Genomic DNA, 26,843 nt, shown 5'->3' on the forward strand with positions numbered 1-26,843 from the left:
CGATTCAATAGCTTGGCCTGTTAGTCAACTAAAAAAGAAACACGCCTCTAGGCATAAACTACATCACTAACAACACATAGACTTCAACATAACCGTAATAACCGTATCCCGCCTCGTGACTATGGCTCTTTTTTTCTTTGAATAAATACTCTCCGCAATTCATTATTTTGAAATCTTACTATATTTACCTTCTGCTTATTCCTACACTCTAGAAAATCTTTTTCCAGAGAATCTGCGCAGTCTTACATAATGTTTTGCCCTTTGTTTTAAGCTTTTAAACTAAACCACAATATCTAAAAATTAACCGCTGAAGGCAAAAAACTGAGGTATAAACTCTGCAAATGAGAAAACAGGCATCACCCTTAAACTGCTGTAGTAAAAATAACACACTCGGCTATAAAAAATAAAAACTCATTAGAAATACAACGCAACATGTTAAATCGCCAATAAGCCAACATCTACTGATTACTCACCTACAAAAACACGGATTTTGTACTCTGCATTACTATCCCTATCACCCCTCACGCATCATTTAATCCCAATTGAGATACCTACCTCTTCTCTTACATGAATGATACCCTCCGTCACCACAAACCGATCAAAACTAAAAGTCCAACTTAAAAGTGCCAAAACTGCACTTTTAAGCGAGCAAAACACCCAAATTCTACGAATTCACTGATGACCGAGAGTAGACACCACATCTTAATATTGCTTCTTTAGCTTACTAAAAACTCACCGGACCTCGGGAGGATAATTTTGGGCGTCCTCTTGGTTTTCCTCTTTTTTTAGTCGGAGATGATACCGGTACCAATTGAGCAGCTTGTTCCCGTTGATGCTTACTAATAGAAGAGAATTTCGTTCGTAAAACTTCACCTAAAAGATTTCCCGTCTGTGCATCAGAAAAAACACTTTTAGAAGAAGGACCTCCTTCTCGGAGCTTTTGAGTAGCTATCAAACTCGCTGCCTGAGCCAAAGAAATTGAAGCAAAAGTAGCACAAGCTGTAATAAAATATATCATTTTCATAGATCTATCTCCACATAATATCCATAATGGATTTTACATAGTGCGCTCACTTTAAACTTCCATAGAAAAGTGATGGGGTTATAGGTAATAAAATGAATCGCTTGCAAAACCGAATTTTTAGTGCTGGGACTTTAAAATAAATAGATATTTTAAGCTATGCTAACGCAGAAATTACTCGTTTTGTATCTCATAAAGAAAACAATGCATCATCATATATAAAATAAACTAAACGAGTGTTTACCAACGTACTTCTCTAGCAGGAATATTTCACTCAGTATACTCACGATGCAATTTCGACTGCTCCAATAAAGAAGCTTCTCTGTAGCACTATTACTCCTGTTTTTCTGCTACCATCCCCATCAAACTGTCTATCTCTTTTTTGTTAACCTTAAAAAATAAAACAATTACAAACACAAAAAATGACATGTAATAAATGTACTTTTATTGTGCAATCTCCAAATTAAAGAGCACTCACCCCATAAGAATTTTGTCATAAAACCTAGTAATTAAAACAGATGAAAGAATAAAAAAAGTAAATGCCCATAGATTATGGGCATTTCTTCTGTCGCATTAATAATTCTCTTTACCCCCAGATTTAAAAGCAAGCTTTTAAACTCAGCTATGCGCAAAAATATCAACCTCTGACCATCCTAAAAGATCAAGTTTTGCCCTCATAGGCAAAAATTCAAAACATGCCTTCGCAATATTTTCCCGCTCTTCACGCTTTAAACGTTCTTCAAATACATCTTTTAAACGATGCAAATATAAAACATCCGATGCAGCATATTCAATTTGCGCACGCGATAAAACTTCTGCTGCCCAATCTGAAGACTGTTGCTGCTTAGAAAGATTAACATTTAGCAATTCACTACAAATTTCTTTTAATCCATGACGATCCGTGTAGGTACGGGTGAGCCTTGAGGCAATCTTTGTACAAAAAACAACATCTGGCATAACGCCAAATGTATGCGCTAAAATAGCAAGATCAAAACGCCCAAAATGAAATATTTTGGTGATTGCTTTATCTTCAAGCAATTTAACCAAATTGGGAGCACTCTTTTGTCCTTTAGCAATCTGTATAACGTCAGCAGTACCATCTCCAGAAGAAAGCTGAACAACACATAAACGATCACGATGTGGTTGTAATCCTAAAGTTTCAGTATCAATAGCAACAGCATCAATTTGATAATTATCTAAGTTTGGTAAATCACCTTGATGAACGCGGATCTCTGTCATTTACCCTCCTTTGCTAAAGCTGCAAGAATACGCGCCCAAGACCGCTGCCCTTTATGAAATGATTTTAAATTATATTTTTCATTAGGCGAATGAATACGGTCATCAGCCAATGCAAAACCAACCAAAATACTTTCCATATCAAGAATTGATTGGAAGTCTGCTACAACTGGAATCGACCCACCCATAGCTGCCAATACAGCAGGAACTTCCCACTCTTGTGATAAAGCATCCTTTGCCAACTTGATAAAAGATGAATCATAAGGAAGCTGCATTGCTGGAGAAGAACCGTGATTCTTAAATGTCACTGTACAGTCAGCAGGAATAAGACTGCGCACATACTCACGAAAGGCTTGACGTATTTTCTCTGGATCTTGTTTATGTACTAAACGACATGATATTTTTGCACTTGCCTGAGAAGCAATAACCGTTTTAACCCCTTCTCCTTCATAGCCTCCACTAATACCATTGATTTCTGCTGTAGGACGCGCCCATACTTGTTCTAGAATGCTCCGCCCTTTTTCCCCAAAAGGAACGGAAAGGCCTATAGGACCAAGAAAGTTTTCAGCAGTGCAATTAAGCTCATTCCATGATTGCAAAATATGTGGAGGTGTTTCTTCTACGCCATCATAAAAACCAGGAATTGTTACCCTATTATTTTCGTCATGAAGTCCTTCTAAAACCTTAGCTAAAATACGAATGGGATTAGCTGCTACTCCTCCAAAATAACCAGAATGCAAATCACGATTAGCTGCTGTGATAATAATCTCTTCTGCCATAATTCCCCGAAGAGAAAGAGCAATAGATGGTGTATCTGCATCCCACATCGACGTGTCACAAACCAATGCACAATCAGCCCTCAACTCATCACTATTCGCTTGCAAAAAAGGAACAAGGGAAGGAGAAGCACATTCTTCTTCACCTTCAATTAAAATGGTAACTTTAACAGGAAGATGCCCCATTTCTTTCTTAAACGCACGACATGCTTCAATAAAAGTCATGAGCTGGCCTTTATCATCTGAAGCTCCACGAGCACAAATAACTTTCTCTCCATCTCTCTCTTTTAAAGAAGGTGTAAATGGATCATCCTCCCATAAACTCAGTGGATCAACAGGTTGAACATCGTAATGTCCGTAAAACAAAACATGTAAACAATCATCTGAAGGTCCTGGATGATGTCCAACGACCACTGGATGACCTGGCGTCTCACGACGTGAAGCCTCAAAACCAATGCTTTTTAAATCTTCTACTAGCCAATCAGCTGCTTTACGACACTCATCCTTATAAGCCGAATCTGTTGAAATCGATTGAAAACGCAAAAGAGAAAAAAGGCGTTCAAGGCTCTTTTCTATATTCTCATCAAGATGTGTTAGTACTTTATTTAGCATAAAAAAAAACCTCCCAAGCCTTATGTAATTGTAAATGTGACTTTAAGCCTCTTGTAGGATTTTGCAAGAGACCTTATTCATTTTTGACACTTTGAACAGTAAAAACTTGAACGCCCAGACTGTAAAATACGAACAATAGGTGTTCCACATTGCAAACATTCCTTGCCTTCTCGTCCATAAACTGAAAAGGCGTGTTGAAAATAACCAAGTGAGCCATCTACCTGCATATAATCACGTAAAGAAGACCCACCAGATAAAATTGCTTCAGTAATCACATTGCGTATATTTTGTGCTAAGGAATCAGCAAATTCACGTGCACGGACAGTTTTCAGTGCCAATGTAAATGCACCACGCTGTGGTGACAGCCGGCTGCGCCAAAGCGCTTCGCAAACATAAATATTTCCAAGACCCGCAATAATTGACTGATCAAGCAAAGCTGCTTTAAGCGATGATTTCTTATTGACAAAAGCCTTTTGTAAATAACAACCAGAAAACGCATTATTCATAGGCTCGATCCCTAGCTTCTTTAAAAGCGGATGCTCACAAAGCCTTCTTGTATCTGCTAAAAGTATAAACCCAAAACGACGAGAATCATTATAAATGAGACGGTAAATTTTACCGCTCGTCGCTTGAATATTTATTACAAGGTGATCATGCGCAACCAATTTACTCGTATAGGAATCGGCTCCTCTTAAAACTTCATCCTCTATGCGCCATGATCCTGACATTCCTAAATGGCTTAAAATCGTTTCATTCTGTGAAAGATGAAATAACAAATATTTCGCGCGCCGATCAAGATCCATGATCTTTCTGCCCATAAGTCGCTCCGAAAGCGCCTCTGGGAAAGGAAATCGCAAATCTCTACGATTAAGCGTGACAGAAATAATCTTTGCACCCGTCACAACCGGCTTAAGTCCACGACGAACCGTTTCTACCTCAGGAAGTTCTGGCATCGCTCTTCTTAAATAAATTATGCGCTTTCCAACAAAGTACCATTAAAAAACAAGAATATTAAGCCCATTCACCCTTACGAAATACAGGAACTCTCGCACCATCCTGCGTAATACCGTCTATATCGATTTCACCTGATCCAATCATCCAGTCAATATGAATCACACTTTTATTACCGCCACGCGCTGCAATCTCTTCTGCTGTCAATGATGCTCCATCCAAAAAGCACTTCGAATAACACTGCCCTAAAGCAATATGACACGCAGCATTTTCATCAAATAATGTATTATAAAAAAGGAGATCACTCTTAGAAATCGGTGACGAATGCGGAACGAGAGCAACTTCTCCTAATCGACTAGCCCCCTCATCACTTTGCAAAACCTGTTGCAAAACTTCCTGCCCCGTTGAAGCACGTGCATCAACAATACGCCCTTTTTCAAAACGCATCTCAATATTATCAATCAATGCTCCTTGATAAGAAAGTGGCTTCGTCGAACGAACAAAACCTTCAACCTTATAAGCATGAGGAGTAGTGAAGACTTCTTCTGTCGGAATATTAGGATTGCAAACAACACCATTTTGAGCAGCTGATGCACCACCATGCCATTCATGATCATCTGCCAAACCAACTGTTAAATCGGTACCTGGTCCTGTAAAATGCAAAGCAGAAAAACGCTGCTCATTAAGCCAAGATGACCGTTGCTTCAAAGTCGCATTATGTACACTCCACGCATGTACTGGATTCTCTTCTGTAACACGTGAAGCAGAAAAAATTGCATCAGCTAATTTCTTAATCGCCTCATTAAGCGGCAAAGAAGGGAACATCGCCGTAGCCCATCCTGCCGTTGGATAAGCAACTATTGACCAGTTCATAGCAAAATTCGATATTTTTTTAAGAGCAGGCTGGTAAGCCATCGAAGTAGCCTTATTCAGTCGCACTACCTTATTCGAATCTTGATTGGAAAGAAGAAAAGGATTATCACCAACAATAGCTAAACGCGCAGCCCCATTTCCAAAAGCTTTCGCCATTCCCTCATAGAGCCAAGAAGGTGCACAATCAAAACTAGCAGTATGCGCATTTTCAAAGCGCGTAAGTGACAACACATCATCACTAAAAAGTGGTGTAATCACACCGGCACCAACCTTATAGGCATGATAGGCAATACGCCGAACAAAAGGCAATGCTGAAACTGGAGCAGTCAAAACAAGATCCTGCCCTTCTTGTAAATTCAACCCAACTTTTACCGTAAGTTCTGCAAGACGATTAAGTTTTTCAGGTGAAATTGTTTCATGAATATCAAAGTACATTACCAATACCCTTCCTTGATGATGAAAAAATTACCGGCTTCTGTACCGTTCTTCTAACACTGTAACAATTGCATTTAACTGATCTGATGAGGGCATAGCATATGCCACAACGTGTTTAGTCTCCTCTTTTTTATCTGTACGATTAGGAGCATATGTAGGAATCGGAACCTTATCAAGCTGTGCCATAACAAAAGGCGTGGTAGGTGCTTTGTTTGCTTGCGCTACCTCTATTGAAGCAGATGTATTTTGCTTTTTCTCTGCTTTTATTTCCTTACTTGCTAAGCCTGCATCCATGAAACTCGGTGCATTGCCAGAACGTTCTTGGGCAAAAGCGTAAGCAACATCATAAGGGCGATTATTGGCAGGAACCTGAAGTGATCCATCACGCGCACGTTTTTCATAAAAGGCATTGCCTCCTGCAACACGAACATAGTGCATGTTTTTATAAGGGAAAGATAAACCAGCAGTATGAAAAAACATGGCATTTTTAACTTTCTTATCCCGTTCACCGCGTAAAACAGCATCAGCTGCCTCTCTAACACGAGCAACAGATGCCGGCTCCGTCATAGGACGCGTTAAAACACCGGGAGCAAACTGTTTGTACTGACCAACAACACCACAAATCGTCTTTGGATAGGCAGTTGAATTAACACGATTCATAACAACCGTTCCAACTGCAATCATTCCTTCACGACTTGTGCGATTCGATTCAAAATACATTGCACGCATAAGACATTGGCGCTCTGTTAATGGATACATCACTGTTTTTGTCTTCTTCTCATCATTCACTTTTCTAACATCAAAATGATTTGAAGCACACCCCACAATAACCAACGGTGCTACACAACAGGTAACAAAAACAGTCCAACGATTTTTTTTCATCTTATGCAACACATTTCCATATCTTTGAGTATTCAAAATTTGAATAAGTTTTAAAGGTATCTTCACAGAAAGTATACGATTAATTGTTACCACTTAGTAAAATTTTAATACAAGCAGTAATTAAAAGGCATTTATGCAAAATAAAAAATGAAAAAACTCTTAATTTAAAGCACAGATCATTTCATAAACTGTATAAATTAAATCAATATTTCCCTTATTAACGACCAGATGTAGCCAATACAATATCAACTCTCACGCTTCGCTTGTAAAAAATACTACACCTCAAAAAAACTATCCAACAATTATACATACAAAAAAGAATGGAGAACTAAAACTATTTGCATTCATATTGAAGCTTCTAATACAAATATCGCCTTTGCTACGAATTTTAACAAAATGATCAGAAAGAAGCTTTCCCTCTGACTAAAGAGTAAATGATGACATATCTCAAAATATGAGAACATAGTTAAACCAAGCAATAAAAATCCATAATATCAGCTTTTAAAAACCTTTCCGCTTTTTTACCATTACTCATAATGTGCACATCACATTCTTCTCCCGATTATACCGAAAAAAATACCCAATGTTTCCTCTCTTCAATAACAAAAGCATTTTACGCGTCTGAGGGAAAAAATTTTAATCTATTTTCTTCTCATCGATCCCAACCTTATATGTAAGATCATCGCGAGGACGATCAAAAGACATATGGTAACCTGTTATGATATAGTGCAGTGTCTCAGCAATATTGGTGACATGATCACCAATGCGTTCAATATTTTTTATACAGAAAAGTAAATGTGTGCAAACCGTAATATTGCGCATATCTTCCATCATATAAGTTAAAAGTTCACGAAAAAGAGATGTATACAGAGCATCAATTTTACCATCTCTTTCACGTACTGCATCAATAGGATCCAATAAGCGGCTCGTGTAAGCATTCAATACCTCTTTTAACTGATTGAGTGCTAAAGCTGTAATCGTTTCAAGCCCACAGTAAAAGGCTTTGGGTTGACGCGTTTCTGAAAGTGCTACCGTTCGTTTAGCAATGTTTTTGGCCATATCGCCAATCCGTTCAAGATCAGAAGAAATACGAATAGCACCAACAATTTCACGCAGATCAACAGCCATCGGTTGGCGTTTGCAAATAATGGTAATCGCTTTTTCATTGATGTCGCGTTCTGTTTCATCTAAAAATAAATCATCGGCAATAACTGTAGTAGCAAGCTGCAGATCATCACACACTATCGATGCTATAGAACGCTCAATCATTCTTTCTGCATGCCACCCCATTTCTATGACTTTTGTTTCCAAATAGTTTAGTTCTCTATCATAAGAACGGACAGTATGGTTCATAGACATATCCTATACTCCTCAATTCGCCTATCCAAAACGCCCCGTAATATAATCTTGCGTACGCTTTTCTTTCGGTGAGGTGAATATCGTTTCAGTTGCACCGACTTCTACCAAATGCCCCAGATGAAACATGGCTGTATATTGAGACACACGCGCTGCCTGCTGCATTGAATGTGTTACAATGACAATTGTGTAATCTTTTCGTAACGCATCAATAAGCTCTTCAATACGTGCCGTTGCAATGGGGTCAAGAGCGGAACAGGGTTCATCCATCAAAATAACTTCAGGACTAACGGCAATAGCACGAGCAATACATAAACGTTGTTGCTGTCCTCCTGACAAACTCGTCCCTGCCTCATGAAGACGATCTTTTACTTCTTCAAATAAACCCGCCTGCCTTAAACTCTTTTCAACCACATCATGCAGTTCGGCGCGCGATTTTACTAAACCGTGAATGCGTGGACCATAAGCAACATTCTCAAAAATAGATTTTGGAAAAGGACTAGGCTTTTGAAAAACCATCCCTACACGCGCACGTAATTCTACAACATCAATCCTCTGATCATAAACATTTTCCCCATCTAGGGTAATAAGGCCTGTTATTTTGGCGCCTTCAATTGTATCATTCATACGATTAAAACAACGCAAAAAGGTCGATTTTCCGCACCCTGAAGGACCAATTAAGGCAGTGACCTGATGTTCAGGAATATCAAGAGTAATACCATGCAGTGCTTCTTTACCTCCATAAAAAACTTTTACATCCTGTCCACGCATTTTAATCTTCATTACAGAATTCACCTTATTTTAGAACACAAACTTTATCGAAGTAACTGGTTTATCCAAGTTACTTTTATCTAAGTTACTGGCGCCGTTCAAATCGTCGACGTAAAAAAACAGCAGAAATGTTCATAACAGCGAGAAAAATCATTAATACGATAATAGCACCCGATGTTTTTTCAACAAAAGCGCGTTCTGCTTCACCCGCCCACATAAAAATTTGAACCGGCAAAGCTGTGGCCGGATCCATCGGTGTAGCAGGAATATTTGCAACAAAAGCAACCATTCCAATCAAAAGCAAAGGTGCTGTTTCACCTAGAGCCTGAGCAATACCAATAATCGTACCAGTCAAAATACCAGGAGCGGCTAAAGGAATAACATGATGAAAAACCATTTGTGTTTTCGATGCTCCTAACCCTAAAGCTGCCGCACGAATAGAGAGAGGCACAGCCCGCAAAGCAGAACGTGTCGCAATAATGATCGTTGGAAGCGTCATAAGAGCCAAGACAAGCCCACCAACAAAAGATGCTGAACGTGGTAATCCAAAAAAATTAACAAAGACAGAAAGCCCTAAAAGACCAAAAACAATCGAAGGAACAGCTGCAAGGTTATTGATATTAACCTCAATAAAATCTGTAAATTTATTTTTGCGTGCATATTCTTCCAAATAAACAGCTGCTGCTATCCCTATTGGTAGAGAAATCATTAAAACTATGGCTATCATGTAAAAAGAGCCAATTATTGCAACACCTAATCCTGCAATCTCAGGGCGACTTGAAGCACCAAATGTAAAAAAACCAAAATTGAGTCTTTTATAAAGCGTACCATCATGAGCCAGGCGTCTCATCCATTCTATCTGACGATTAGAAACTTTTCGGTTTTTTTCTGCTACATGCAAATCAATTTGCCCTTTATAGGCGGAATCAATATCTGCCGACGCCAAGACTTTTATTTTTTGTGTTGTTCCAATGAGCTTTGGATTCTTTGTCACCATCTCACGGAATTGAACGCGTACGCTGTTTGAAAACATGCGGTTAACATCCCGCAGTGATGCTCGATCATTTTGATCTAGATCAAGCTTTTTTGCTAAAGCATTACGTACGAGAATCGGATAATTGGCAGTTATTAATAGCTGTGGATTTGTCTCACGTTGGCCACTTGGATCGATGATTTTTTCATCTAAATAAACCGATAATGCCATTTCACTTTGAAAAAAAGCTGTATAACCCTGACTGATAACAGACCATAAAAGAGCAGCTAAAAAAAACAAACCAATAAAAATGGCAATCAGACCATACGCACGAAAACGACGTTCAGCCCAATATCGATGTTTCAGGCCAATATTGCGACGATGCGAAAGAAAAACCTCATTCATTCATATTGTTCCCGGTATCTACGCACGATGTAAAGAGCAAGGATATTCATCAAAAGAGTCACAATAAAGAGCGTCATCCCCAAAGCAAAAGCGACAAGAGTTTGGGGAGAATTAAACTCAAAATCACCCGTTAATTGATTAACAATTTTAACCGTCATTGTGGTCATCGCTTCAAATGGATTAAGCGTTAAGTTTGCTGCAACTCCTGCCGCCAAAACTACAATCATTGTTTCCCCAATTGCACGGGATGCTGTCAACAAAATCGCTCCCATAATCCCTGGAAGCGCTGCCGGTATAACGACTTTTTTAATGGTTTCAGATTGCGTTGCTCCTAAACCATAAGACCCTTCGCGCAAAAAACGTGGAACAGCTGTAATAACATCATCCGACAAGGAAGAAACAAAAGGAATCAACATAATTCCCATCACAGATCCAGCTGTTAAAACACTTTGGGCCATAATAAAACCAACACCACCAGAAAGAGAAACAGAGAGATCCTGTAGAAATGGTCCTACGACCTTCAAAGCAAAAAAACCGTAAACAATAGTTGGAATGCCAGCAAGCACTTCCAACAATGGCTTTACAATTGACCGTAATCGAGGAGAAGCATATTCAGCCATATAAATGGCAGAAAATAATCCTATAGGAACAGCAAAAAGCATTGCCACAAGCGCAATATAAAGTGTGCCAGCAAGGAGTGGTATGAGACCAAATTGTCCCACTTCATTGCCTGAACCACTGGCTGAAAAACGCGGATCCCAAATCGTTCCAAAAAAGAAATTGGAAAAGGAGACAGACTGAAAAAAACTCATTGTCTGAAAGAACAGAGAAAATGCAATGGCAGCTGTTGTCAAGACTGCAACTACAGACGCGCAAACCAACCCAATAACAATTAAACACTCAACTTTATTGCGCGCACGCTGGCGCGGAGCAACTTGCATAATCCCACAGATAAAGCCACACAACGCAATGATAAAAAGTAAACCATGACCAATAAACCGCAGCTTTTCAGAAGAAGAAACCCATGACTTTGCTATCTTTAAAACATCATCTGGTACTTCATAGGGCAAAATAAATCCCTTCGTAAATAATTGTGCCCGCACCTCTTCATATGAAGCGATGGCAAGATCTCCTTCAAAAAGATGAATGACTTTTACCAGACTGCGAATAGTCCCCCAAATAAGGTCACGATTAACAACCTCTGTTACACGCGCAATATATGCCGCAACCTTTCGCGAAGCACTATACTCCAAATAAATTGCGCTCCCACCATGCCAAAAAATTAAAAAAACAACAGCTGGAATAACAGTTATCAAAAATGTCCACCAGCCGTAATAATACGCACGAGAGTGCATCCTATATTGTGCGTGCTCAAGAGAGCGAGCTCGCAGATAAGAAATATAAAAACCAATAAAACTAAGAATCAACAGGAGAAAAATAATGAAGGAAATGCGCATATTATCTTTCAATTTTTACAAGAAGCAGCCTCAAAAACTCTTACACCGCAAATTTAGAAAATTATTTCAAAACCATTACTCTACCAGCAGAAAAAGCAGAACGCTGCGCTTGCCGCTCTTTTTCAGAGGCAACAACTAAACCATATTCAGCCAATGGGCTATTTGGACCAATCATTTGATCTGAAAGAAAAAATTCAACATATTCTCGCAAACCTGGAACGATACCTAAATGCGCTTTTTTTACATAAAAGAAAAGTGGACGAGAAACCGGATATTTGCCATGAGAGATTGTTTCAACGGTTGGCGCAAAACCATTAATATCTGCAACCTTTAACCTATCAGCATTATTTTCATAAAAAGACAAACCAAAAACACCAATTCCTGTTTTATTAGAAGTCAGACGAGCAAAGGTTTCAGAATAATCACCATCAATATCAATGGCTTTTCCATCCTTACGCACAGCAACACAAGCAGCATAAATCGCCTTATCATCCATCCCCATAGATTTCATTGCATCAACTGCTCCACTGGTTTCACAGCCCACAGCTAGTAATTTTTCTTCAAAAACTTCACGCGTTCCATGTTTTTCTCCAGGAATATAAGCTGCTATTGTCCAGTCAGGAAGAGTGCTATTGACTGCGCTCCATTTCGAAACTTTGTTTGGTTGCAATTTCCCATCCACAACAATCTGTGCAGCGAGTGCCCTATAAACATCCACTTGCTGCAATTTCCAATCCGGACCATTTATATTTGTTGCAAAAACAATGCCATCATATCCAATGCGTATTTCTTCAACATCTTTTACACCAGCATCAAAACAAGACTGCAATTCACCAGGCTTCATTGCCCGTGAAGCATTAACGATATCAACTGTATTTTCTCCAATACCACGACAAAATTCTTTAATACCAGCACCCGAACCACCCGATTCGATAACGGGAACCTTAAAATGAGGGTAAATTTCTCCAAATGTCTCAGCAACAATTTTTTGATAAGGTAAAACAGTAGATGAACCAGTAATCTGAATTTGATCGCGTGCATTGCCAACACTCACTGACAACAAAATCGCGAAAATTAGTCCCACTCCAGCTGACAACAATCTGCTCATCCATAAACTCCCTAGAATGTAAACCAAGTTCCCTTGTTCCGATCATACGATCATCAGGATTTTAATTCACATTTGCATTATGACAAATATAAAAAGTGATATTTATAATTTTTCTTATGAAATCATCTTTCACTTTTTGTTCAGAAAAATTTAATGTGAACGTTTAAACTCAACCACATCCCAAAAAAGATGCGCAATATCCGGACCACCAAAATATTTAATTTCACGAATTCCAGTGGGAGACGTAACATTGATCTCTGTTATATAATCTCCAATTACATCGATCCCTACAAGAAAAAGACCACGCTCGCGCAAAGCTGGAGCAATACGGTTACAAATTTCATGATCACGTTCTGTTAAATCAACATTTTCTGCCCGCCCTCCAACATGCATATTAGAGCGTGCATCCATTTCTACCGGAACACGATTAATTGCTCCAACAGGCGTACCATCAAGCAAAATAATGCGTTTATCTCCTTTTCGCACTGCCTCCAAATAACGCTGCACAATAAAAGGTTCGCAATAACTTTTTGCAAACATTTCTAAGAGTGATGATAAGTTGCGATCATCTTGTTTTAAATGAAAAACACCTGCTCCTCCATTGCCATAGAGTGGTTTAATAATGATATCGCCAAATGTAGCTCTAAAATCCGTTATTTCTTCAATATCTTTTGTAATTAATGTTTCTGGCATCAAATCAGAAAATTCTGTAACAAAAATTTTTTCTGGGCTATTGCGCACCCATGCTGGATCATTCACAACGAGTGTCTTAGGGTGAAGGCGTTCTAACAAATGTGTTGTGGTGATATAATTGAGATCAAAGGGCGGATCTTGGCGTAAAAGAACTACATCCATATCCATTAACTGTGTACGTGCCGACTCTCCTAATTGATAATGGTTTCCCACTTCATCACGTACAGTCAACGGTTCTAACCGTGCAATCACACAACCATCGCGCATCGATAAGCAATCTGGTGTATAATGAAAAAGAGAGTGTCCGCGTTCTTGCGCTGCTAATGCGAGCGCAAATGTTGTATCTCCTTGAATCCGAAGCGTTGAAATATGATCCATTTGAATGGCAATTTTCATGAATAAAACCTCCTATGACTCACAGTGATTTATTCTATGTGCCATAAATTTTTAGTAAACAATAAAAGAACTATGACAAGAGAAAGCCTATGATACAAGAAGCTAATAAAAAATTAAGCAACCAAGAAATTGAACGCTATGCACGCCATATCCTTTTGCCTGAAATTGGTGGTGCGGGTCAACAAAAACTCAAAGATGCACGTGTCCTTGTTGTTGGCGCGGGTGGTCTTGGTGCTCCTGTCCTCACCTATTTAGCAGCGGCAGGCGTTGGAACCCTTGGAATTGTTGATAATGACATCGTTTCACTTTCCAATTTACAACGCCAAGTTATTCATAAAACAAATACAATTAACCAAAAAAAAACTGAGAGTGCCAACGCCTCTATAAAAGAAATAAATCCCCATATTACGGTTGAAAAACATAATCTACGCTTGAATAAAAGTAATGTGGATAAATTATTAAATGCCTACGATATCATTGTTGATGGCAGTGATAATTTTACCACACGCTACCTGCTTGCTGATCACGCTGCCCACTGTGCAAAACCTTTAATAAGCGGTGCTGTAGAACGTTTCAACGGCTCTCTAACAGTGCTCATGCCTTATAAAGATAATAATCCACACTATCGCGATTTATTTCCCAACCCACCAGCGCCTAAGACTATCCCAACATGTGCTGAAACCGGAATCATAGGTGCTTTACCCGGAGTCATTGGGACACTGCAAGCGATGGAAGCCATTAAACTTATCACAAATATTGGTGAACCGTTAGTGGGAAAAGTTCTTCTCTATAATGGATTATTAGCACAATTTAATATCATTACCTATAAACGGTCAGATTCCAATGTAAATGCAGCAGCCATCAACCTCTGCATGTAAGAATTTTTGAGGACGAGAAAAAATACGATAAGCAGAATCGTATTCTGTTATTTTTTATAGCCCATGACAATCACTTCATGTGCAAGTTCTTTGACAACATTCAAATTATGATTCATAAACAAATAACCCAAATGATATTTTGGCTGCAGAGAAAGTAAAAGGTTAATGATTTATGCCTGCACACTTACATCAAGAGAAGAGATTGGCTCATCAAGCATGATAGATAAAGTGCAGGGGACAAATGATTGCGCGTGGAAGGGCAACCCACTGTCTCTGCTCAAGAAAAAACGCATGTGGATAACATAGCGGAGAAAAGGTACAAGACCAACCTCATGCAAAGCTTCAATATAATATCAATGATCCCTTTTTTCTATATCCTCAGAACCCCTAATAATGAGGGGTAGCGTTTGTGAATATAAAGTTCTTTTCTCTATACGCTAGAATAAAAGCAAAGTTACCGTTTTTGAGAGAAATCTCAGAAAGTGTGTTTGATGAAATAAACCAGATTTAGCACTACAGAATTCTTTATGATTTCAATGCACCTCATTCAGTAATTTACGACATAGAAAAATTTCTGGTAGCCAATTGTCCTGTTTCTTTAGTAAAGCAAATCCTAATAACCTTTCCTGATCTATAAAACTTCGAAAGTAATCACTTTTTCAACTGTATTTGTCATATAGTTTTTTTCAAAATAGATTTACCAGAGAGCGACATCCACCTAATGGTAACCAAACCGCACATGAAAAAAGTTAAAGTTGGTAGTATAAGGTAAGAAGACGGTGAAATTTTTGCAGGAAGAAAAGAGATGGCGCTTAATACCGCTATTGAAAATATTCTTCCGCTAAAAGAGACAGCACCGACAATGCTGGAAATATGCTCAGTTTGTTCTTTCTTAAGCTCTGAGAAAAACAGGCTTTTTGCACCTATTGGTACGGTGCAAATAAATCCATGAATTAACGAAAATGCGATGACTGACGCAGCAATTTGATTGCTCTGAACGAAAAAATAAAGAGCAATACACATAAGGGCAGAGAAGAATGAAAAATACTTTATAAAGTTCTTATATTTTTTATCAAATACGTGATACTTAGACATCAGTGAATTGGAAAAATATTGCGCTGAGAAGGCTCCGATATGGCAGAACATGAGGACTAGCATCTGCAAGCTATTGAGGTGGTCAATCTTTCCACCGGAAAGTATGATTGGTTGCCAGAAGTGATAGATAACCTGAATGCCAGCGCTGAAAAGACACATCAGCAAAATAAACCATGCTCCTCCCACAGTGTTTTGAAATATCCAGAGCGTTTCCTTAGCATTTTGCAGAATAGTTTTTGTTTTTATTCCTTCATTCACAGATGTTTTTTCTTCAGGAACAATAAGAAATATAAAGAAAATTATTCCCATCATCAGACATGAGATAATATATCCCATGAAATATTGCTTGGTATAATATATCGTTGCAATTCCTATGATACCGCTGATAATGCTACCAAAAGAGTTTATTTGGTGAGAGAGATGCGCATAATACGAAAAGCGATCTTGTCTGTTGCCTAGAGAATGGTAAATCCAGCCGTCAATGGCGCTGGCAATGAGGCAAATTCCTGCTGCATAGAGAATTTGTGCAATCATAAGCACTATCATATTGGGGGCTTGAAGACAGAGAAGATAAAACACTCCCGTCATAAAAACTCCAGCCGAGACTGAGTATTTACGTCGATATTTATCAGCAAAAACAGCACAAGGAAAATCAAGAAGCAAAACAGTTACCGAAAAGGCGACTTGAAGCAAAGCCAATTGGGAAAGGGTAACCCCCATAGATATTAGAAAAATGGCGTGATAAACACCGATTAGCATCCGTATTGCATGGTAAGATCCATGGGTTACAGAAAGTGTTCGAGGTCTGTTCATTGTTTTGTTCCACAAACTTTACAATGAGGGTTCTTTTTTAAAGAACGCTCTTGTGTGAAAAGTTTGCTACTCCATATCCCAAACGACGATCAATGGAAAGTAGATCACCATAACCACCCCAAAATTTAAGAGCATCATTAGCACACATGGCAGCTGAAAGAGCATTCACGGGAGGAAACGTCGCAACTTTAAAATTATTATTAATAGCAGCGCAAACCTCATAGATTAAACCGTCACTTTTTGGAGGAAGAGTTCCTATGGATGAGCTGCATGCATAGCAACCTGTTTTTCCAGGTATATAAAAAGGTCCAAACACAGCGATATCATTGACATAACCGGAATTTATATAAGCTTGTTGATTTTTTACACACCATTCATTGAGCCATGGTACCAGCTGATCAGGTGTATCAGCAGAAATAATCCACAAATCGGCTCTAGGCAATTTGTTGATATCTTCTTTTGCAGTGATCGACATTTGTAATTCACTAATCTCACTTTGACTGTTTCTTCGTGTCAGCTCACGTCGAAGAACGGTTGTCTTAGGAAGTCCAACATCTTGTTCAGTAAAAAGAATTTGTCTGGTAAGGTTGGTTATCTCGATCACATCATTGTCGACAAGAATTAATTTTCCCACGCCCGAGGATGCAAGTATCGCTGATACATGATTACCGATTCCGCCACACCCTAAGATGACCACCACTTTTTGTGAAAGGGTATGTTGAACGGACTCTGGATCCATACCGTAACTTTGATAATGGAGATGATTTCTGGAATGCCGATTATTGAAGATATTGTCTGATGTCTCTGCTAAAACAAGGAAATGGTTAGAAAAAAGAAAGTCAAATGCGTGGTTAAAATCTTCTCTCAACATGATGGATGATAGTGCAGTGTAAGCTTCTTCCACCGTCTTTTTCTCGATCCATTGTGCAGCGAGACGTACAAAATTTTTCCAGTCTTTTTTCTCGTTAATAACAAATTGGAACTCTCTTTTGCATTCAAAAAATAAGCAAAGCTTATTCTTGTCGGGCTTTATTTTCTATGGCACTTAGTTGGTTAACTGCAACAAAATGCAAATAACGTACTCAAAAGTATTTATTTATTCTCTTTGATGTTGCTCTCATATGGAGATCACATCAATTTTATTTTCAAGAAAAATTCTCAATGGAGTTTTGCCTGATGCTTATATTTTCCAACTTTGATTCAACAAATCATAGGCATATTTTGTTGCATTACCAATAAGAGAGAAAAGGAATACAGACGCAACCTTTGTCACCAATGCACAATTAATTTTAAAGTGGTTATCGAATTCAACGCATCCCCTCGCCTCTTTAATGGATAAATTTCGGGTAATACGTTTTTACTCTTGAGTGAGAATAAAAATCTGCTGATGAAACAATGCGTTCTGAAAACATTAAATTGCTTCTCTAGGCATCATTAACTGCATAAATTTCAAAGTTTAATGGAATAGTCTTTGATAATAAAAAAACTACCGTGTGCCAATGATAAACTAACGCGTTAAAGACAAATACCTGCATATCTTTGTGTCATGTAGTAGATCTCACTATGCAGCAAAAAATACATTAAACCCTCAAGTCACAAATAAAAATCTAACAAACAATTACATCTCTTTCTAAAGTGATTTACTTCCGGAAGAGTTTATCTTTTGTCTAATCTGGTTCGCCTTCTTCATTATCCATTGGCAAAGGAACAGGATGATCGGATAAACTACGTAAATAAAGTAAAAGATCAGCACGATCTTGGTCATTTTTGATTCCACGAAAAGACATAATTGTTCCGGGAAACGCTTTACGTGGTGATTGCAGATAACGATCTAAAGTCACAAAGTCCCATTTTTGATCAGAATTTGCACGCAACGCCCGTGAATAGGCAAAACCTTTTCCAGACGCCAAAGGGCGATTAACAATCTCCCAAAGTGCTGGACCAACACGACCAGGTTCATTCCGTCCAGAAGTGTGGCATATGGCACATTGGCGAAAAACTTTACGCCCATTTTCAAGATTACCCTGTTGAAGACGATCACTCAATGACAAAGAAGAGGATAAAGAAGGAGAAGATGCCTGTTGTTTTTCCTTGAGCACATCATTTTCTGTAGCTGTATGAGAAGGTTGAACCAATGTAGAATTATCGTAGACCATATCACTGAGTGTGGAAATCCCCACCACAATAAGCAACACAAAAAGACAAGCAAAAATAAAATAGGCAACTGTCGAACGATTCATAAAAATTCAAATGTTTATATTTTCATTACCGCTTTCAGTTTAAGCTTTTTCCATATAAGACACAACATTATAAACACAGTACAACTATAAACACTGCACACATGGCATTTGGAACTTTGCAATGGCACTTGAACCGATTATTCTTATTCCCGCCCGTATAGGCTCAACCCGTCTCCCCAAAAAAGCTCTCGCTGAAATCGCTGGAAAGCCAATGATTGTTCATGTTGCGGAACGCGCTAAAAAAGCCGCACTGGGTCGGACTATCGTTGCAACAGATCATAATGATATCGCCAAAACCGTCACAGCTTATGGGCATGAATGTATCATGACATGTAGCAACCATAAATCTGGCTCTGATCGCATTTATGAAGCTTTAACCCATATTGATCCTGAACGACGCTATAATGCCATTTTGAATCTACAAGGTGACCTGCCAACAATAACGCCTCATGAAATCATCAATGCTTTACGCCCTTTAGAAAATAGCTTAACGGATATTGCAACTTTGGGTGCTAAAATCGTTGAGGAAGATGAAAAAATAAATCCAAATGTCGTCAAAATTATTGGTACACCGCTTTCTCAAAACCGCCTTCGTGCTCTTTATTTTACGCGTGCAACAGCGCCTTATGGAAATGGTCCTCTTTACCACCATATTGGAATCTATGCCTATCGCCGTGAGGCACTTGAGCGATTTGTCGCACTTAAACCCTCACCACTTGAGGAACGTGAAAAGCTTGAACAATTACGTGCATTGGAGCATAATATGCGTATTGATGTAGAAATAGTGGATACAATTCCCTTAAGCGTCGATACACAAGGGGATCTTGAGAAAGCACGCAAGATTTTAGCATGAAAACACTTCAAAAAACTAATAAGATTTCCTTCCAAGGAGAATACGGCGCCAATTCCCATATTGCTTGTTCCAATATGTTTCCCAATATGGATGCCATACCCTCTGCTACTTTTGAAGACGCGCTTAACTTAGTGGAAAGTGAGCAAGCTGATCTTGCCATGATTCCTATTGAAAATACCCTTGCTGGTCGCGTTGCGGATATTCATCACCTTTTACCACAATCATCCCTCTATATTATTGGTGAATACTTTCTACCTATCCATTTTCAACTCATGGTTTTACCCGGCGTTACACATAAAGAAATTAAAACCGTTCATAGCCATACACATGCCCTTGCACAATGCCGTAAAATCATACGTAACAATGGCTGGAAACCTGTCACTTTTGCTGATACAGCTGGAGCTGCAAAATTTATTAAAAAAGATGCTAAACGTTCACAAGCAGCCTTGGCACCTCTGATTGCAGCAGAACTCTATGGACTTGATATTCTTGAAAGAAATGTTGAAGATAGTCCTCATAATATTACGCGTTTTGTTATCCTTTCACGTTCTCAACAACACGTGCCAAAACCTCAAAACGGCGAAAAAATCATCACTAGCCTTCTTTTTCGAGTCCGTAATGTCCCAGCTGCCCTTTATAAAGCTATGGGAGGATTTGCCACAAATGGTATCAATATGACAAAATTAGAAAGCTACCAAATTGGCGGAAATTTCAATGCAACACAGTTTTTTGTTGATATTGAAGGGCATCCCGAAGATCCCATGATGCAACTCGCCCTAGAAGAACTAGCTTTCTTCTCTGCTGAATTTCGCATTATCGGCATTTATCCGTCTAAAAACGATCGGACACCGCAAGTATGAAGGACAATTAAATTGCTAAATTGCATAACTACTCTTCACAATGAGCACTGAAAAAGAAAATCAGTGATAACATCTACTCATGGATCCTTTAATTATCCGAAGAGCATTCCTTCACGAATTTACAAAATAATGAATCCGAGTTCAGCCAACACAAAAAATGACACAAATAGCAAATATTGGAAACAAAAGTTTCCTTTAGCTATTATATCACTCATATAAAAAAGAGGAAGTGCATTGAGAACACAAACGATCTTCCATAATGATTTATCCCAAAGGGATAACTGTAAAGCTTTAAAATAAGGTCAAAGACAATTAATTTACCATACGAGAACATCAAATATAAAAGAATACTTTCAAATGCCACGGTTTAGACGGTTCTCAAAATGGTTTTTATAAAGCTAAAAAGTGTAGTTTAACTCTGCATTTCTCAGTTAAATTCAACTTTTTATATTTATCAAAACCGATTTACGAATTAATTGGGTTGTAAGCTAACAAGGGAAAACACAATGAAAAAAATTTTCACTCAAGGATTATTGGCTGTAAATATGCTGGCTTGCTCCACTGTTGCATTTGCTGGATTTGGTGAAAATGAATGGAACTTTGCACCTAATGAAAGTGTTACAATTGGTACGCCTGGTATAATAGAACAAGGCTTTGAGTGCGGTTGTGAGAGATTTAAACCCGAGAAAGTATCGTTTACTTTATCGTACACAACGCCTTCTGATTTAGACAGATTACAAATTGTTGCTGACGATGAAAATAAAATAACGCATGATAAAGAAAAGAAAATATTTATCCTTAAAGATGTAAAGTCTCTCGTTTTAGGCTTTCCTGCTGGAGGAAACTATATTTTAAAAAACATTACTCAACAAAATGTTACTGGCATAAAGTGTGATGCAGGGGATTTTTAATTATCTTTTCTATAGTCCCTAAATTTTGAAGTAGTCCACTCAATTGCTTAAATAAAACTTTTTTAAGCGGGCTTAGTGAATTATCAAGGCTCGATTTGTTATAAATCTGAATTTTATATGTATTTTGCAAAGTCAAATTGCTTGGCAAAGCCGGCTATCGTACAATTTTAAAGAAGATGGAACTGTGCTGTATTTTCGTAAGCTGTTAATCATCTACAAACTAGTAACAAGCCACAGCGTCTATAAATCACATCATAGCAAAATAACAGAAAAATAGTAAAAAGCTCCACTTTTAGGGTCTGTAAGTGTATTCCATACCTTGCCAAAGACAGAAAAAATGTAAAGCATGCGTGCCGATTCAGCAACTAGCTTCTCCCCCGATTTTCTAACTTCAACTCATTGAACAACCTGTATGCTTCCTCTTCCGCTTTTTTACTGCTGCAAATTTTACTGCTGCAAACTAGCTATAATTCGGTGAGCAGCTTCAGCGAATGGATCTTAACCCCTGAGCATCTCCTTATAGCCAATCATTATGTGGACAAAGCAAATACCTTGTTCATAACAAAATACAATGTAGAATGCTCTTCCAATGGAAAATGATAATTCCACCAATATATTTGTAGTTCATAGTATGAAAATTCAGTTCAAAGGAAAAATTTTTGGTTTTTCTTTCCATATTTTTCGTTTCTTAGCTTGATTTTCTATTTTAAATCGACAATATGCGATTGGGAGGTTGGTGATGGACGAACCGCTCGCCAACTGGGTCAGGTCTGGAAAGAAGCAGCCCTAACGAGTTCTGGTACGGGTCATCGTACCAGCCTCCTCTCTTACTTGATAAATCATATTTTTGTCGTTTTTCAATATATCAACCTCAGTCATCATAGCGGCATTTGTATAGAGTTTTTTTGTCGTCTTTAGGCCAATGATCCTGTTTCTTAAAAAAAATAAATTGATTGAGAAAAAATCCTTTTATATTAGAGTGCAGTGTTAGCTCGTTCCTGCGTGTTATCAAAATGTACTGAAAAGAGCTTCAAAATTGGAATTATTGATGAAAAATATGCCGGTAGAAACAACCTATCGCGTTCTTGCTCGCAAATATCGACCTCAAAATTTCTCCGACCTCATTGGTCAAGAAGCAATGGTGCGCACCCTTACTAATGCCTTTGAGACAGGGCGCATTGCACAAGCGTGGATGCTAACGGGAATTCGTGGAGTGGGTAAAACCACAACAGCACGTATTTTGGCACGTGCACTTAACTACAAAACAAAAGAGATTGACCAACCAACTACCATATTGAACACACTTGGTGAACATTGCACACAAATTATTGAAGGACGCCATATTGATGTTATAGAAATGGATGCGGCTTCACATACGGGTATTGATGATATTCGTGAAATTATTGAACAAATACGTTACCGTCCTGTTTCTGCACGCTATAAGGTTTATATTATTGATGAAGTGCATATGCTTTCAACACAAGCATTTAATGGTTTATTGAAAACACTCGAAGAACCACCGCCACATGTAAAATTTATTTTTGCAACGACAGAAATTCGCAAAGTTCCGATTACAATCCTTTCCCGTTGTCAGCGTTTTGATCTACGGCGTATTGAATCAGAAGTTTTGGTCGCTCATTTGCGCCAAATTGCTAAACATGAAAACGTGGAAGTAGAAGATAAAGCGCTCTTTATGATTGCACGTGCAGCAGAAGGATCTGCACGCGATGCACTGTCCATTTTTGATCAAGCGATTGCTCATAGCAATGGCAGCGTCAGTGCTATTGCAGTGCGCACAATGCTAGGATTAGCTGATCAAGCACGTATTATTGATCTCTTTGAATTCATCATGAGAGGCAATGTTGTAGGTGCATTGAATGAATTACGCAGCCAATATGATGCAGGAGCTGATCCCCTCACTCTATTGACAGAATTGGCTGATTTCAATCATTTGGTCACACGTTTGCGTTTCACACCAGAGATAGTAGAAGATCTCTCCCTTACTGAAGATGAGCGTTTGAGAAGCTTAGATTTTTCACAAAAACTTTCTGTCCCTGTTTTGTCCAGAAACTGGCAAATGTTGCTCAAAGGCTTACAGGAAGTTAGTCAAACCGCGCGTCCGCTTCAAGCGGCCGAAATGCTCTTGATTCGTCTTGCTCATACTTCAGATCTACCAACTCTTGATGAAGCTTTAAAAAAGCTTGAGAAAGAAAAAACATCTCTCACAATTGTCGAAAATTCTTCTCATCAAAAATCCGCAAATGCAAATAATACAACAAAAATAGCAGCTGTAGATGCCCATCCTTTTGCACGCGTTTCAAACGCACCAATAGATCAACCAGATTTTAAAATACCCTTGAAAAACCAATTGGACTACTCCTTACAATCAGAAAGTTCATTGAAAGTTCAAACTGCTAAAAGCACTAACTCACCTAAAATAACAGAAGTTCTTGAAGTTTCTCCGTCTGTTACTCCTCCTGAAAATACTGCCAATTTTCCCTATTCTTCTAAGCAAATAGCAGAAGAAATCACTGAACCCAAAACCATAGTCATTGATTCTCTACACGATATTATTAAATTAGCTGAACAGTATAATGAGATCTCTTTTAAACTCCTTGTTAAGGAATTTGTCCATCCTGTTTCTTTTGAACCAGAGCATATCACTTTAAGACTTGCTAAAGATGCTCCAAGTTCACTTGCCAGTGATATTAAAAAAATGCTGTCTCAATGGACTGAAAAACGCTGGACGATAACCTTTGTTAATGAAGGAGGAGGACCAACATTACAGGAAGAAAGTGTGGCTATCCAAAAAACTCTTTTTTCTAATGCAGAAGAAGATCCTGATGTCGCCAAAATTCTTAATTATTTTCCAGAAGCAAAAATTGTCGATATTCGCCTGAATAAACAAGAAAACGATCTTGATTTACTCACCGATACCTTTAAAAATGCCAATACCTTTAAAAATGAAAGTGATATCAATGATGAATAAGGATACCTATTCCTATGCGTGATATGATGAGCATGATGAAAAAAGCCAAAGAAGTGCAAAAGAAAATGCAGACAGTTCAAGAGGAAATCGCGAATTTGCAAGCGACTGGTATTGCTGGAGGTGGACTTGTCAGCATCACATTAAACGGCAGGAATGTTATAACTGCAATCCAAATTGACCCTTCATTACTCACACCTGAGGAAGCTGAAATTCTTGAAGATCTCGTTATGGCAGCCTATAATGAAGCCAGAGCAAAACTTGAAATAGCTATAGAAGAAAAAACAAAAAGCCTAACAGCAGGGATACCACTCCCATCAAGTTTCAAACTTCCGCTCTAATGAACTGGGGTTTGCTTAATCCCTTGGAATAAAAGTATGTCTAAACACATCGCAGGACCTGAGATTGAACGTCTCATTCAGCTTTTAGCGCGGATACCAGGTCTTGGTCCACGTTCGGCACGTCGTGCTGCACTTCATCTTATCAAAAAAAAAGAGACATTGCTTGAACCTTTAGGAGCAGCAATACAAGCAGCTGTAGAAAAAGTCTGTATTTGTTCTGTTTGTGGAAATGTAGATACAACTGATCCTTGTTCGATTTGTACAGATCCTCGCCGCGATGATACAACAATTATTGTTGTTGAAGATATTGCTGATCTCTGGGCTCTTGAGCGTGCAAAAACTTTAGCCGCGCGTTATCATGTTTTAGGCGGACGGCTCTCCCCACTAGATGGAATAGGACCTGATGAACTCAACATCAACTCTTTAATACAGCGCGTTGTACAAAATCCAATTACAGAGATTATTCTCGCCGTGAATGCTACAGTTGAAGGACAAACAACAGCCCATTACATCACTGATCAACTCACCAATTTTCAAGTTAAAATTACGCGGCTCGCCCATGGAGTGCCCGTGGGAGGTGAATTGGATTATCTTGATGATGGAACCTTGGCTGCAGCCTTACAAGCAAGGACCAATCTTTAAAACTCGCTGCTAATGCTTGTTACCTTTTCTTACCTACTCTTGTTGCTTTTTATGGGGGAATATCAAAGTGCCAAAGAAAAAGCTTTCACTTGTGAACGATTTTGCTCCGGGTGTCCTAGTATGTCTGCTTATATCCGCCTTAGCTTATGGTTTAGAAGTTATAGAAAAACAGCTTTTCTCAGAAAAGTGGCTCGAAAGCCTTGTTTTAGCAATCTTCTTAGGATCCATTACCCGGAGCTGTTTTAATCTGCCAAAATATTTGCAAAAAGGTATAACCTTTTGTGCAAAAACACTTCTTGAAATTGCTATTGTTCTTCTAGGAGCAAGCATTAGCATCCATGCAGTTCTTTCAGCCGGTTGGAATTTACTTGCTAGCATCATATTCGTTATATTTATAACTATACTTATCAGTTTTGCTATAGGCAGACTTTTTGGACTTTCTGCAAATTTAGCAATGCTGGTCGCTTGTGGTAATGCTATTTGTGGTAATTCAGCTATCGTTGCAACTGCACCCGTCATCCATGCCAAGCATGAAGATGTAGCAGCATCAATTGCTTTTACCGCTCTTTTAGGGGTTCTTATTATTTTACTTCTACCCTTTTTACAGCCACTTTTGAATTTATCATTTAGCCAATACGGTGTGCTTGCAGGAATGGTTGTCTATGCTGTACCACAGGTTTTGGCAGCAACAACATCTGTCTCTTTTGTAAGCCTTCAAATCGCAACAATTGTCAAGTTGGTGCGCGTTTTAATGTTAGGCCCTGTTATTTTCACCCTATCAATCATCTACCGCCGATCAGCACAAACACATTTTCGTCTACACACTCTTGTCCCATGGTTTATTATCGGTTTTATTATCATGATGCTTATCCGTTCAAGTGAGCTTATTCCTGAAACGGCACTCAACCCGATAAGACTTATTGCTCAATTGTTCACAGTTGTTTCAATGGCAGCTCTAGGATTAGGTGTTGATATCCGTTCATTAAAAAAAGCAGGGTGGCAAGTTATTTTAGCTTCAACTTCCTCCATACTCCTTCTCGGTATTTGTAGTCTTATCATGATAAAATTGATTGATCTGAACCATATAACATTTTGAAATAGTACTCTTAAACACTTTGTTCTTTTTTGCAGGCAATTAACCCAAAAATTTTTCAATATTGAAACAGTTTTTCACCAAACTAGGGTGAAAATTCAAAAAATTCTCTATCATCCTATACAAAAAATCGAATGTCTTTTAATATGGCATAGAAAGTTATCAAATTGCTTGTTCAACTGGTTT

23 protein-coding genes and 1 other RNA gene are annotated in these 26,843 nt (G+C 38.5%); 9 read left to right on the top strand and 15 right to left on the bottom strand.

The features are described from left to right. Positions 1-724: 724 nt before the first annotated feature. The 12 genes from QHG54_RS04350 to gshB form a co-directional block, all read right to left on the bottom strand. Complete coding sequence (locus QHG54_RS04350) at positions 725-1,024, bottom strand: hypothetical protein (RefSeq protein WP_317992811.1); 300 nt, start codon at positions 1,022-1,024, stop codon at positions 725-727. Between the two features lie 615 nt (positions 1,025-1,639). Continuing rightward, entirely contained in the window at positions 1,640-2,260 is a 621-nt protein-coding gene (locus QHG54_RS04355; RefSeq protein ID WP_406604515.1) for a ribonuclease D, read from the bottom strand. After that, positions 2,257-3,645, bottom strand: coding sequence for a dipeptidase (locus QHG54_RS04360; protein WP_317992809.1), 1,389 nt, complete (start codon positions 3,643-3,645; stop codon positions 2,257-2,259). Before QHG54_RS04360 ends, QHG54_RS04355 begins: the two co-directional genes overlap by 4 nt. A 77-nt stretch (positions 3,646-3,722) precedes the next feature. Continuing rightward, a complete protein-coding gene (gene mutM, locus QHG54_RS04365) occupies positions 3,723-4,598 on the bottom strand; it encodes a bifunctional DNA-formamidopyrimidine glycosylase/DNA-(apurinic or apyrimidinic site) lyase (RefSeq protein WP_406604516.1) in 876 nt (291 codons plus the stop codon). Positions 4,599-4,656: 58 nt separating this feature from the next. Continuing rightward, a complete protein-coding gene (locus QHG54_RS04370; RefSeq protein WP_317992807.1) occupies positions 4,657-5,904 on the bottom strand; it encodes an aminopeptidase in 1,248 nt (415 codons plus the stop codon). A 30-nt stretch (positions 5,905-5,934) separates the two neighbouring features. Beyond that, positions 5,935-6,786 carry a cell wall hydrolase gene (locus QHG54_RS04375; protein WP_317992806.1) on the bottom strand — a complete coding sequence of 284 codons (852 nt, stop codon included), beginning with the start codon at positions 6,784-6,786 and terminating at the stop codon, positions 5,935-5,937. Between the two features lie 636 nt (positions 6,787-7,422). Then, positions 7,423-8,145 (bottom strand): phosphate signaling complex protein PhoU, encoded by a 723-nt coding sequence (gene phoU, locus QHG54_RS04380; protein ID WP_317992805.1) that lies wholly within the window; start codon positions 8,143-8,145, stop codon positions 7,423-7,425. Between the two features lie 21 nt (positions 8,146-8,166). Further along, complete coding sequence (gene pstB, locus QHG54_RS04385) at positions 8,167-8,925, bottom strand: phosphate ABC transporter ATP-binding protein PstB (RefSeq protein ID WP_317992804.1); 759 nt, start codon at positions 8,923-8,925, stop codon at positions 8,167-8,169. A gap of 73 nt (positions 8,926-8,998) precedes the next feature. Beyond that, on the bottom strand, positions 8,999-10,291 hold the full coding sequence (pstA, locus tag QHG54_RS04390) for a phosphate ABC transporter permease PstA (protein ID WP_406604517.1): 1,293 nt from the start codon (positions 10,289-10,291) through the stop codon (positions 8,999-9,001). Next, positions 10,288-11,748, bottom strand: coding sequence for a phosphate ABC transporter permease subunit PstC (gene pstC, locus QHG54_RS04395; RefSeq protein WP_406604518.1), 1,461 nt, complete (start codon positions 11,746-11,748; stop codon positions 10,288-10,290). Before pstC ends, pstA begins: the two co-directional genes overlap by 4 nt. Positions 11,749-11,809: 61 nt before the next feature. After that, the gene (locus QHG54_RS04400) at positions 11,810-12,856 is read right to left on the bottom strand and encodes a substrate-binding domain-containing protein (RefSeq protein ID WP_317992801.1); all 1,047 of its coding nucleotides are present in this window, start codon (positions 12,854-12,856) and stop codon (positions 11,810-11,812) included. A gap of 150 nt (positions 12,857-13,006) precedes the next feature. Beyond that, positions 13,007-13,945, bottom strand: coding sequence for a glutathione synthase (gene gshB, locus QHG54_RS04405; RefSeq protein WP_317992800.1), 939 nt, complete (start codon positions 13,943-13,945; stop codon positions 13,007-13,009). 89 nt (positions 13,946-14,034) lie between these two features. Between gshB and QHG54_RS04410 the strand changes: the two genes are divergently transcribed. Beyond that, a complete protein-coding gene (locus QHG54_RS04410) occupies positions 14,035-14,823 on the top strand; it encodes a molybdopterin-synthase adenylyltransferase MoeB (RefSeq protein ID WP_317992799.1) in 789 nt (262 codons plus the stop codon). Positions 14,824-15,495: 672 nt separating this feature from the next. Here the strand turns inward: QHG54_RS04410 and QHG54_RS04415 are convergent. From QHG54_RS04415 to QHG54_RS04425, 3 genes are all read right to left on the bottom strand, one after another. Continuing rightward, on the bottom strand, positions 15,496-16,731 hold the full coding sequence (locus tag QHG54_RS04415; protein WP_317992798.1) for an MFS transporter: 1,236 nt from the start codon (positions 16,729-16,731) through the stop codon (positions 15,496-15,498). A 37-nt stretch (positions 16,732-16,768) separates the two neighbouring features. Next, positions 16,769-17,635 (bottom strand): ThiF family adenylyltransferase, encoded by an 867-nt coding sequence (locus tag QHG54_RS04420; protein ID WP_406603925.1) that lies wholly within the window; start codon positions 17,633-17,635, stop codon positions 16,769-16,771. 763 nt (positions 17,636-18,398) lie between these two features. Continuing rightward, complete coding sequence (locus QHG54_RS04425) at positions 18,399-18,971, bottom strand: c-type cytochrome (RefSeq protein ID WP_406603926.1); 573 nt, start codon at positions 18,969-18,971, stop codon at positions 18,399-18,401. Positions 18,972-19,092: 121 nt separating this feature from the next. On the opposite strand from QHG54_RS04425, the gene QHG54_RS04430 reads away from it, so the two are divergent. The 8 genes from QHG54_RS04430 to QHG54_RS04465 all read left to right on the top strand — a co-directional run bounded on the left by QHG54_RS04430 (position 19,093) and on the right by QHG54_RS04465 (position 26,660). Then, positions 19,093-19,824 (top strand): 3-deoxy-manno-octulosonate cytidylyltransferase, encoded by a 732-nt coding sequence (locus tag QHG54_RS04430; protein ID WP_317992795.1) that lies wholly within the window; start codon positions 19,093-19,095, stop codon positions 19,822-19,824. Next, the gene (locus QHG54_RS04435) at positions 19,821-20,684 is read left to right on the top strand and encodes a prephenate dehydratase (protein WP_317992794.1); all 864 of its coding nucleotides are present in this window, start codon (positions 19,821-19,823) and stop codon (positions 20,682-20,684) included. Before QHG54_RS04430 ends, QHG54_RS04435 begins: the two co-directional genes overlap by 4 nt. 506 nt (positions 20,685-21,190) lie before the next feature. After that, a complete protein-coding gene (locus QHG54_RS04440; protein ID WP_317992793.1) occupies positions 21,191-21,595 on the top strand; it encodes a hypothetical protein in 405 nt (134 codons plus the stop codon). Between the two features lie 728 nt (positions 21,596-22,323). Further along, positions 22,324-22,421: signal recognition particle sRNA small type (ffs, locus tag QHG54_RS04445), an RNA gene on the top strand. A 222-nt stretch (positions 22,422-22,643) separates the two neighbouring features. Then, positions 22,644-24,584 carry a DNA polymerase III subunit gamma/tau gene (locus QHG54_RS04450; RefSeq protein WP_406603927.1) on the top strand — a complete coding sequence of 647 codons (1,941 nt, stop codon included), beginning with the start codon at positions 22,644-22,646 and terminating at the stop codon, positions 24,582-24,584. A gap of 14 nt (positions 24,585-24,598) precedes the next feature. Beyond that, positions 24,599-24,922, top strand: coding sequence for a YbaB/EbfC family nucleoid-associated protein (locus tag QHG54_RS04455; protein WP_317992791.1), 324 nt, complete (start codon positions 24,599-24,601; stop codon positions 24,920-24,922). 36 nt (positions 24,923-24,958) lie between these two features. Continuing rightward, positions 24,959-25,564 (top strand): recombination mediator RecR, encoded by a 606-nt coding sequence (gene recR, locus QHG54_RS04460; protein WP_317992790.1) that lies wholly within the window; start codon positions 24,959-24,961, stop codon positions 25,562-25,564. A gap of 67 nt (positions 25,565-25,631) precedes the next feature. Further along, complete coding sequence (locus tag QHG54_RS04465) at positions 25,632-26,660, top strand: YeiH family protein (RefSeq protein WP_406603928.1); 1,029 nt, start codon at positions 25,632-25,634, stop codon at positions 26,658-26,660. Positions 26,661-26,843 lie beyond the last annotated feature (183 nt).

It is taken from the genome of Bartonella gliris, assembly GCF_045277155.1.
Taxonomy (GTDB): Bacteria; Pseudomonadota; Alphaproteobacteria; order Rhizobiales; family Rhizobiaceae; genus Bartonella; species Bartonella gliris.

Bases quoted from the DNA above. Each gene is read 5' to 3' on its own strand.
- QHG54_RS04350 (WP_317992811.1), bottom strand. From the start codon at position 1,024: ATGAAAATGATATATTTTATTACAGCTTGTGCTACTTTTGCTTCAATT.
- QHG54_RS04355 (WP_406604515.1), bottom strand. From the start codon at position 2,260: ATGACAGAGATCCGCGTTCATCAAGGTGATTTACCAAACTTAGATAAT.
- QHG54_RS04360 (WP_317992809.1), bottom strand. From the start codon at position 3,645: ATGCTAAATAAAGTACTAACACATCTTGATGAGAATATAGAAAAGAGC.
- mutM (WP_406604516.1), bottom strand. From the start codon at position 4,598: ATGCCAGAACTTCCTGAGGTAGAAACGGTTCGTCGTGGACTTAAGCCG.
- QHG54_RS04370 (WP_317992807.1), bottom strand. From the start codon at position 5,904: ATGTACTTTGATATTCATGAAACAATTTCACCTGAAAAACTTAATCGT.
- QHG54_RS04375 (WP_317992806.1), bottom strand. From the start codon at position 6,786: ATGAAAAAAAATCGTTGGACTGTTTTTGTTACCTGTTGTGTAGCACCG.
- phoU (WP_317992805.1), bottom strand. From the start codon at position 8,145: ATGTCTATGAACCATACTGTCCGTTCTTATGATAGAGAACTAAACTAT.
- pstB (WP_317992804.1), bottom strand. From the start codon at position 8,925: ATGAAGATTAAAATGCGTGGACAGGATGTAAAAGTTTTTTATGGAGGT.
- pstA (WP_406604517.1), bottom strand. From the start codon at position 10,291: ATGAATGAGGTTTTTCTTTCGCATCGTCGCAATATTGGCCTGAAACAT.
- pstC (WP_406604518.1), bottom strand. From the start codon at position 11,748: ATGCGCATTTCCTTCATTATTTTTCTCCTGTTGATTCTTAGTTTTATT.
- QHG54_RS04400 (WP_317992801.1), bottom strand. From the start codon at position 12,856: ATGAGCAGATTGTTGTCAGCTGGAGTGGGACTAATTTTCGCGATTTTG.
- gshB (WP_317992800.1), bottom strand. From the start codon at position 13,945: ATGAAAATTGCCATTCAAATGGATCATATTTCAACGCTTCGGATTCAA.
- QHG54_RS04410 (WP_317992799.1), top strand. From the start codon at position 14,035: ATGATACAAGAAGCTAATAAAAAATTAAGCAACCAAGAAATTGAACGC.
- QHG54_RS04415 (WP_317992798.1), bottom strand. From the start codon at position 16,731: ATGAACAGACCTCGAACACTTTCTGTAACCCATGGATCTTACCATGCA.
- QHG54_RS04425 (WP_406603926.1), bottom strand. From the start codon at position 18,971: ATGAATCGTTCGACAGTTGCCTATTTTATTTTTGCTTGTCTTTTTGTG.
- QHG54_RS04430 (WP_317992795.1), top strand. From the start codon at position 19,093: ATGGCACTTGAACCGATTATTCTTATTCCCGCCCGTATAGGCTCAACC.
- QHG54_RS04435 (WP_317992794.1), top strand. From the start codon at position 19,821: ATGAAAACACTTCAAAAAACTAATAAGATTTCCTTCCAAGGAGAATAC.
- QHG54_RS04440 (WP_317992793.1), top strand. From the start codon at position 21,191: ATGAAAAAAATTTTCACTCAAGGATTATTGGCTGTAAATATGCTGGCT.
- QHG54_RS04450 (WP_406603927.1), top strand. From the start codon at position 22,644: ATGAAAAATATGCCGGTAGAAACAACCTATCGCGTTCTTGCTCGCAAA.
- QHG54_RS04455 (WP_317992791.1), top strand. From the start codon at position 24,599: ATGCGTGATATGATGAGCATGATGAAAAAAGCCAAAGAAGTGCAAAAG.
- recR (WP_317992790.1), top strand. From the start codon at position 24,959: ATGTCTAAACACATCGCAGGACCTGAGATTGAACGTCTCATTCAGCTT.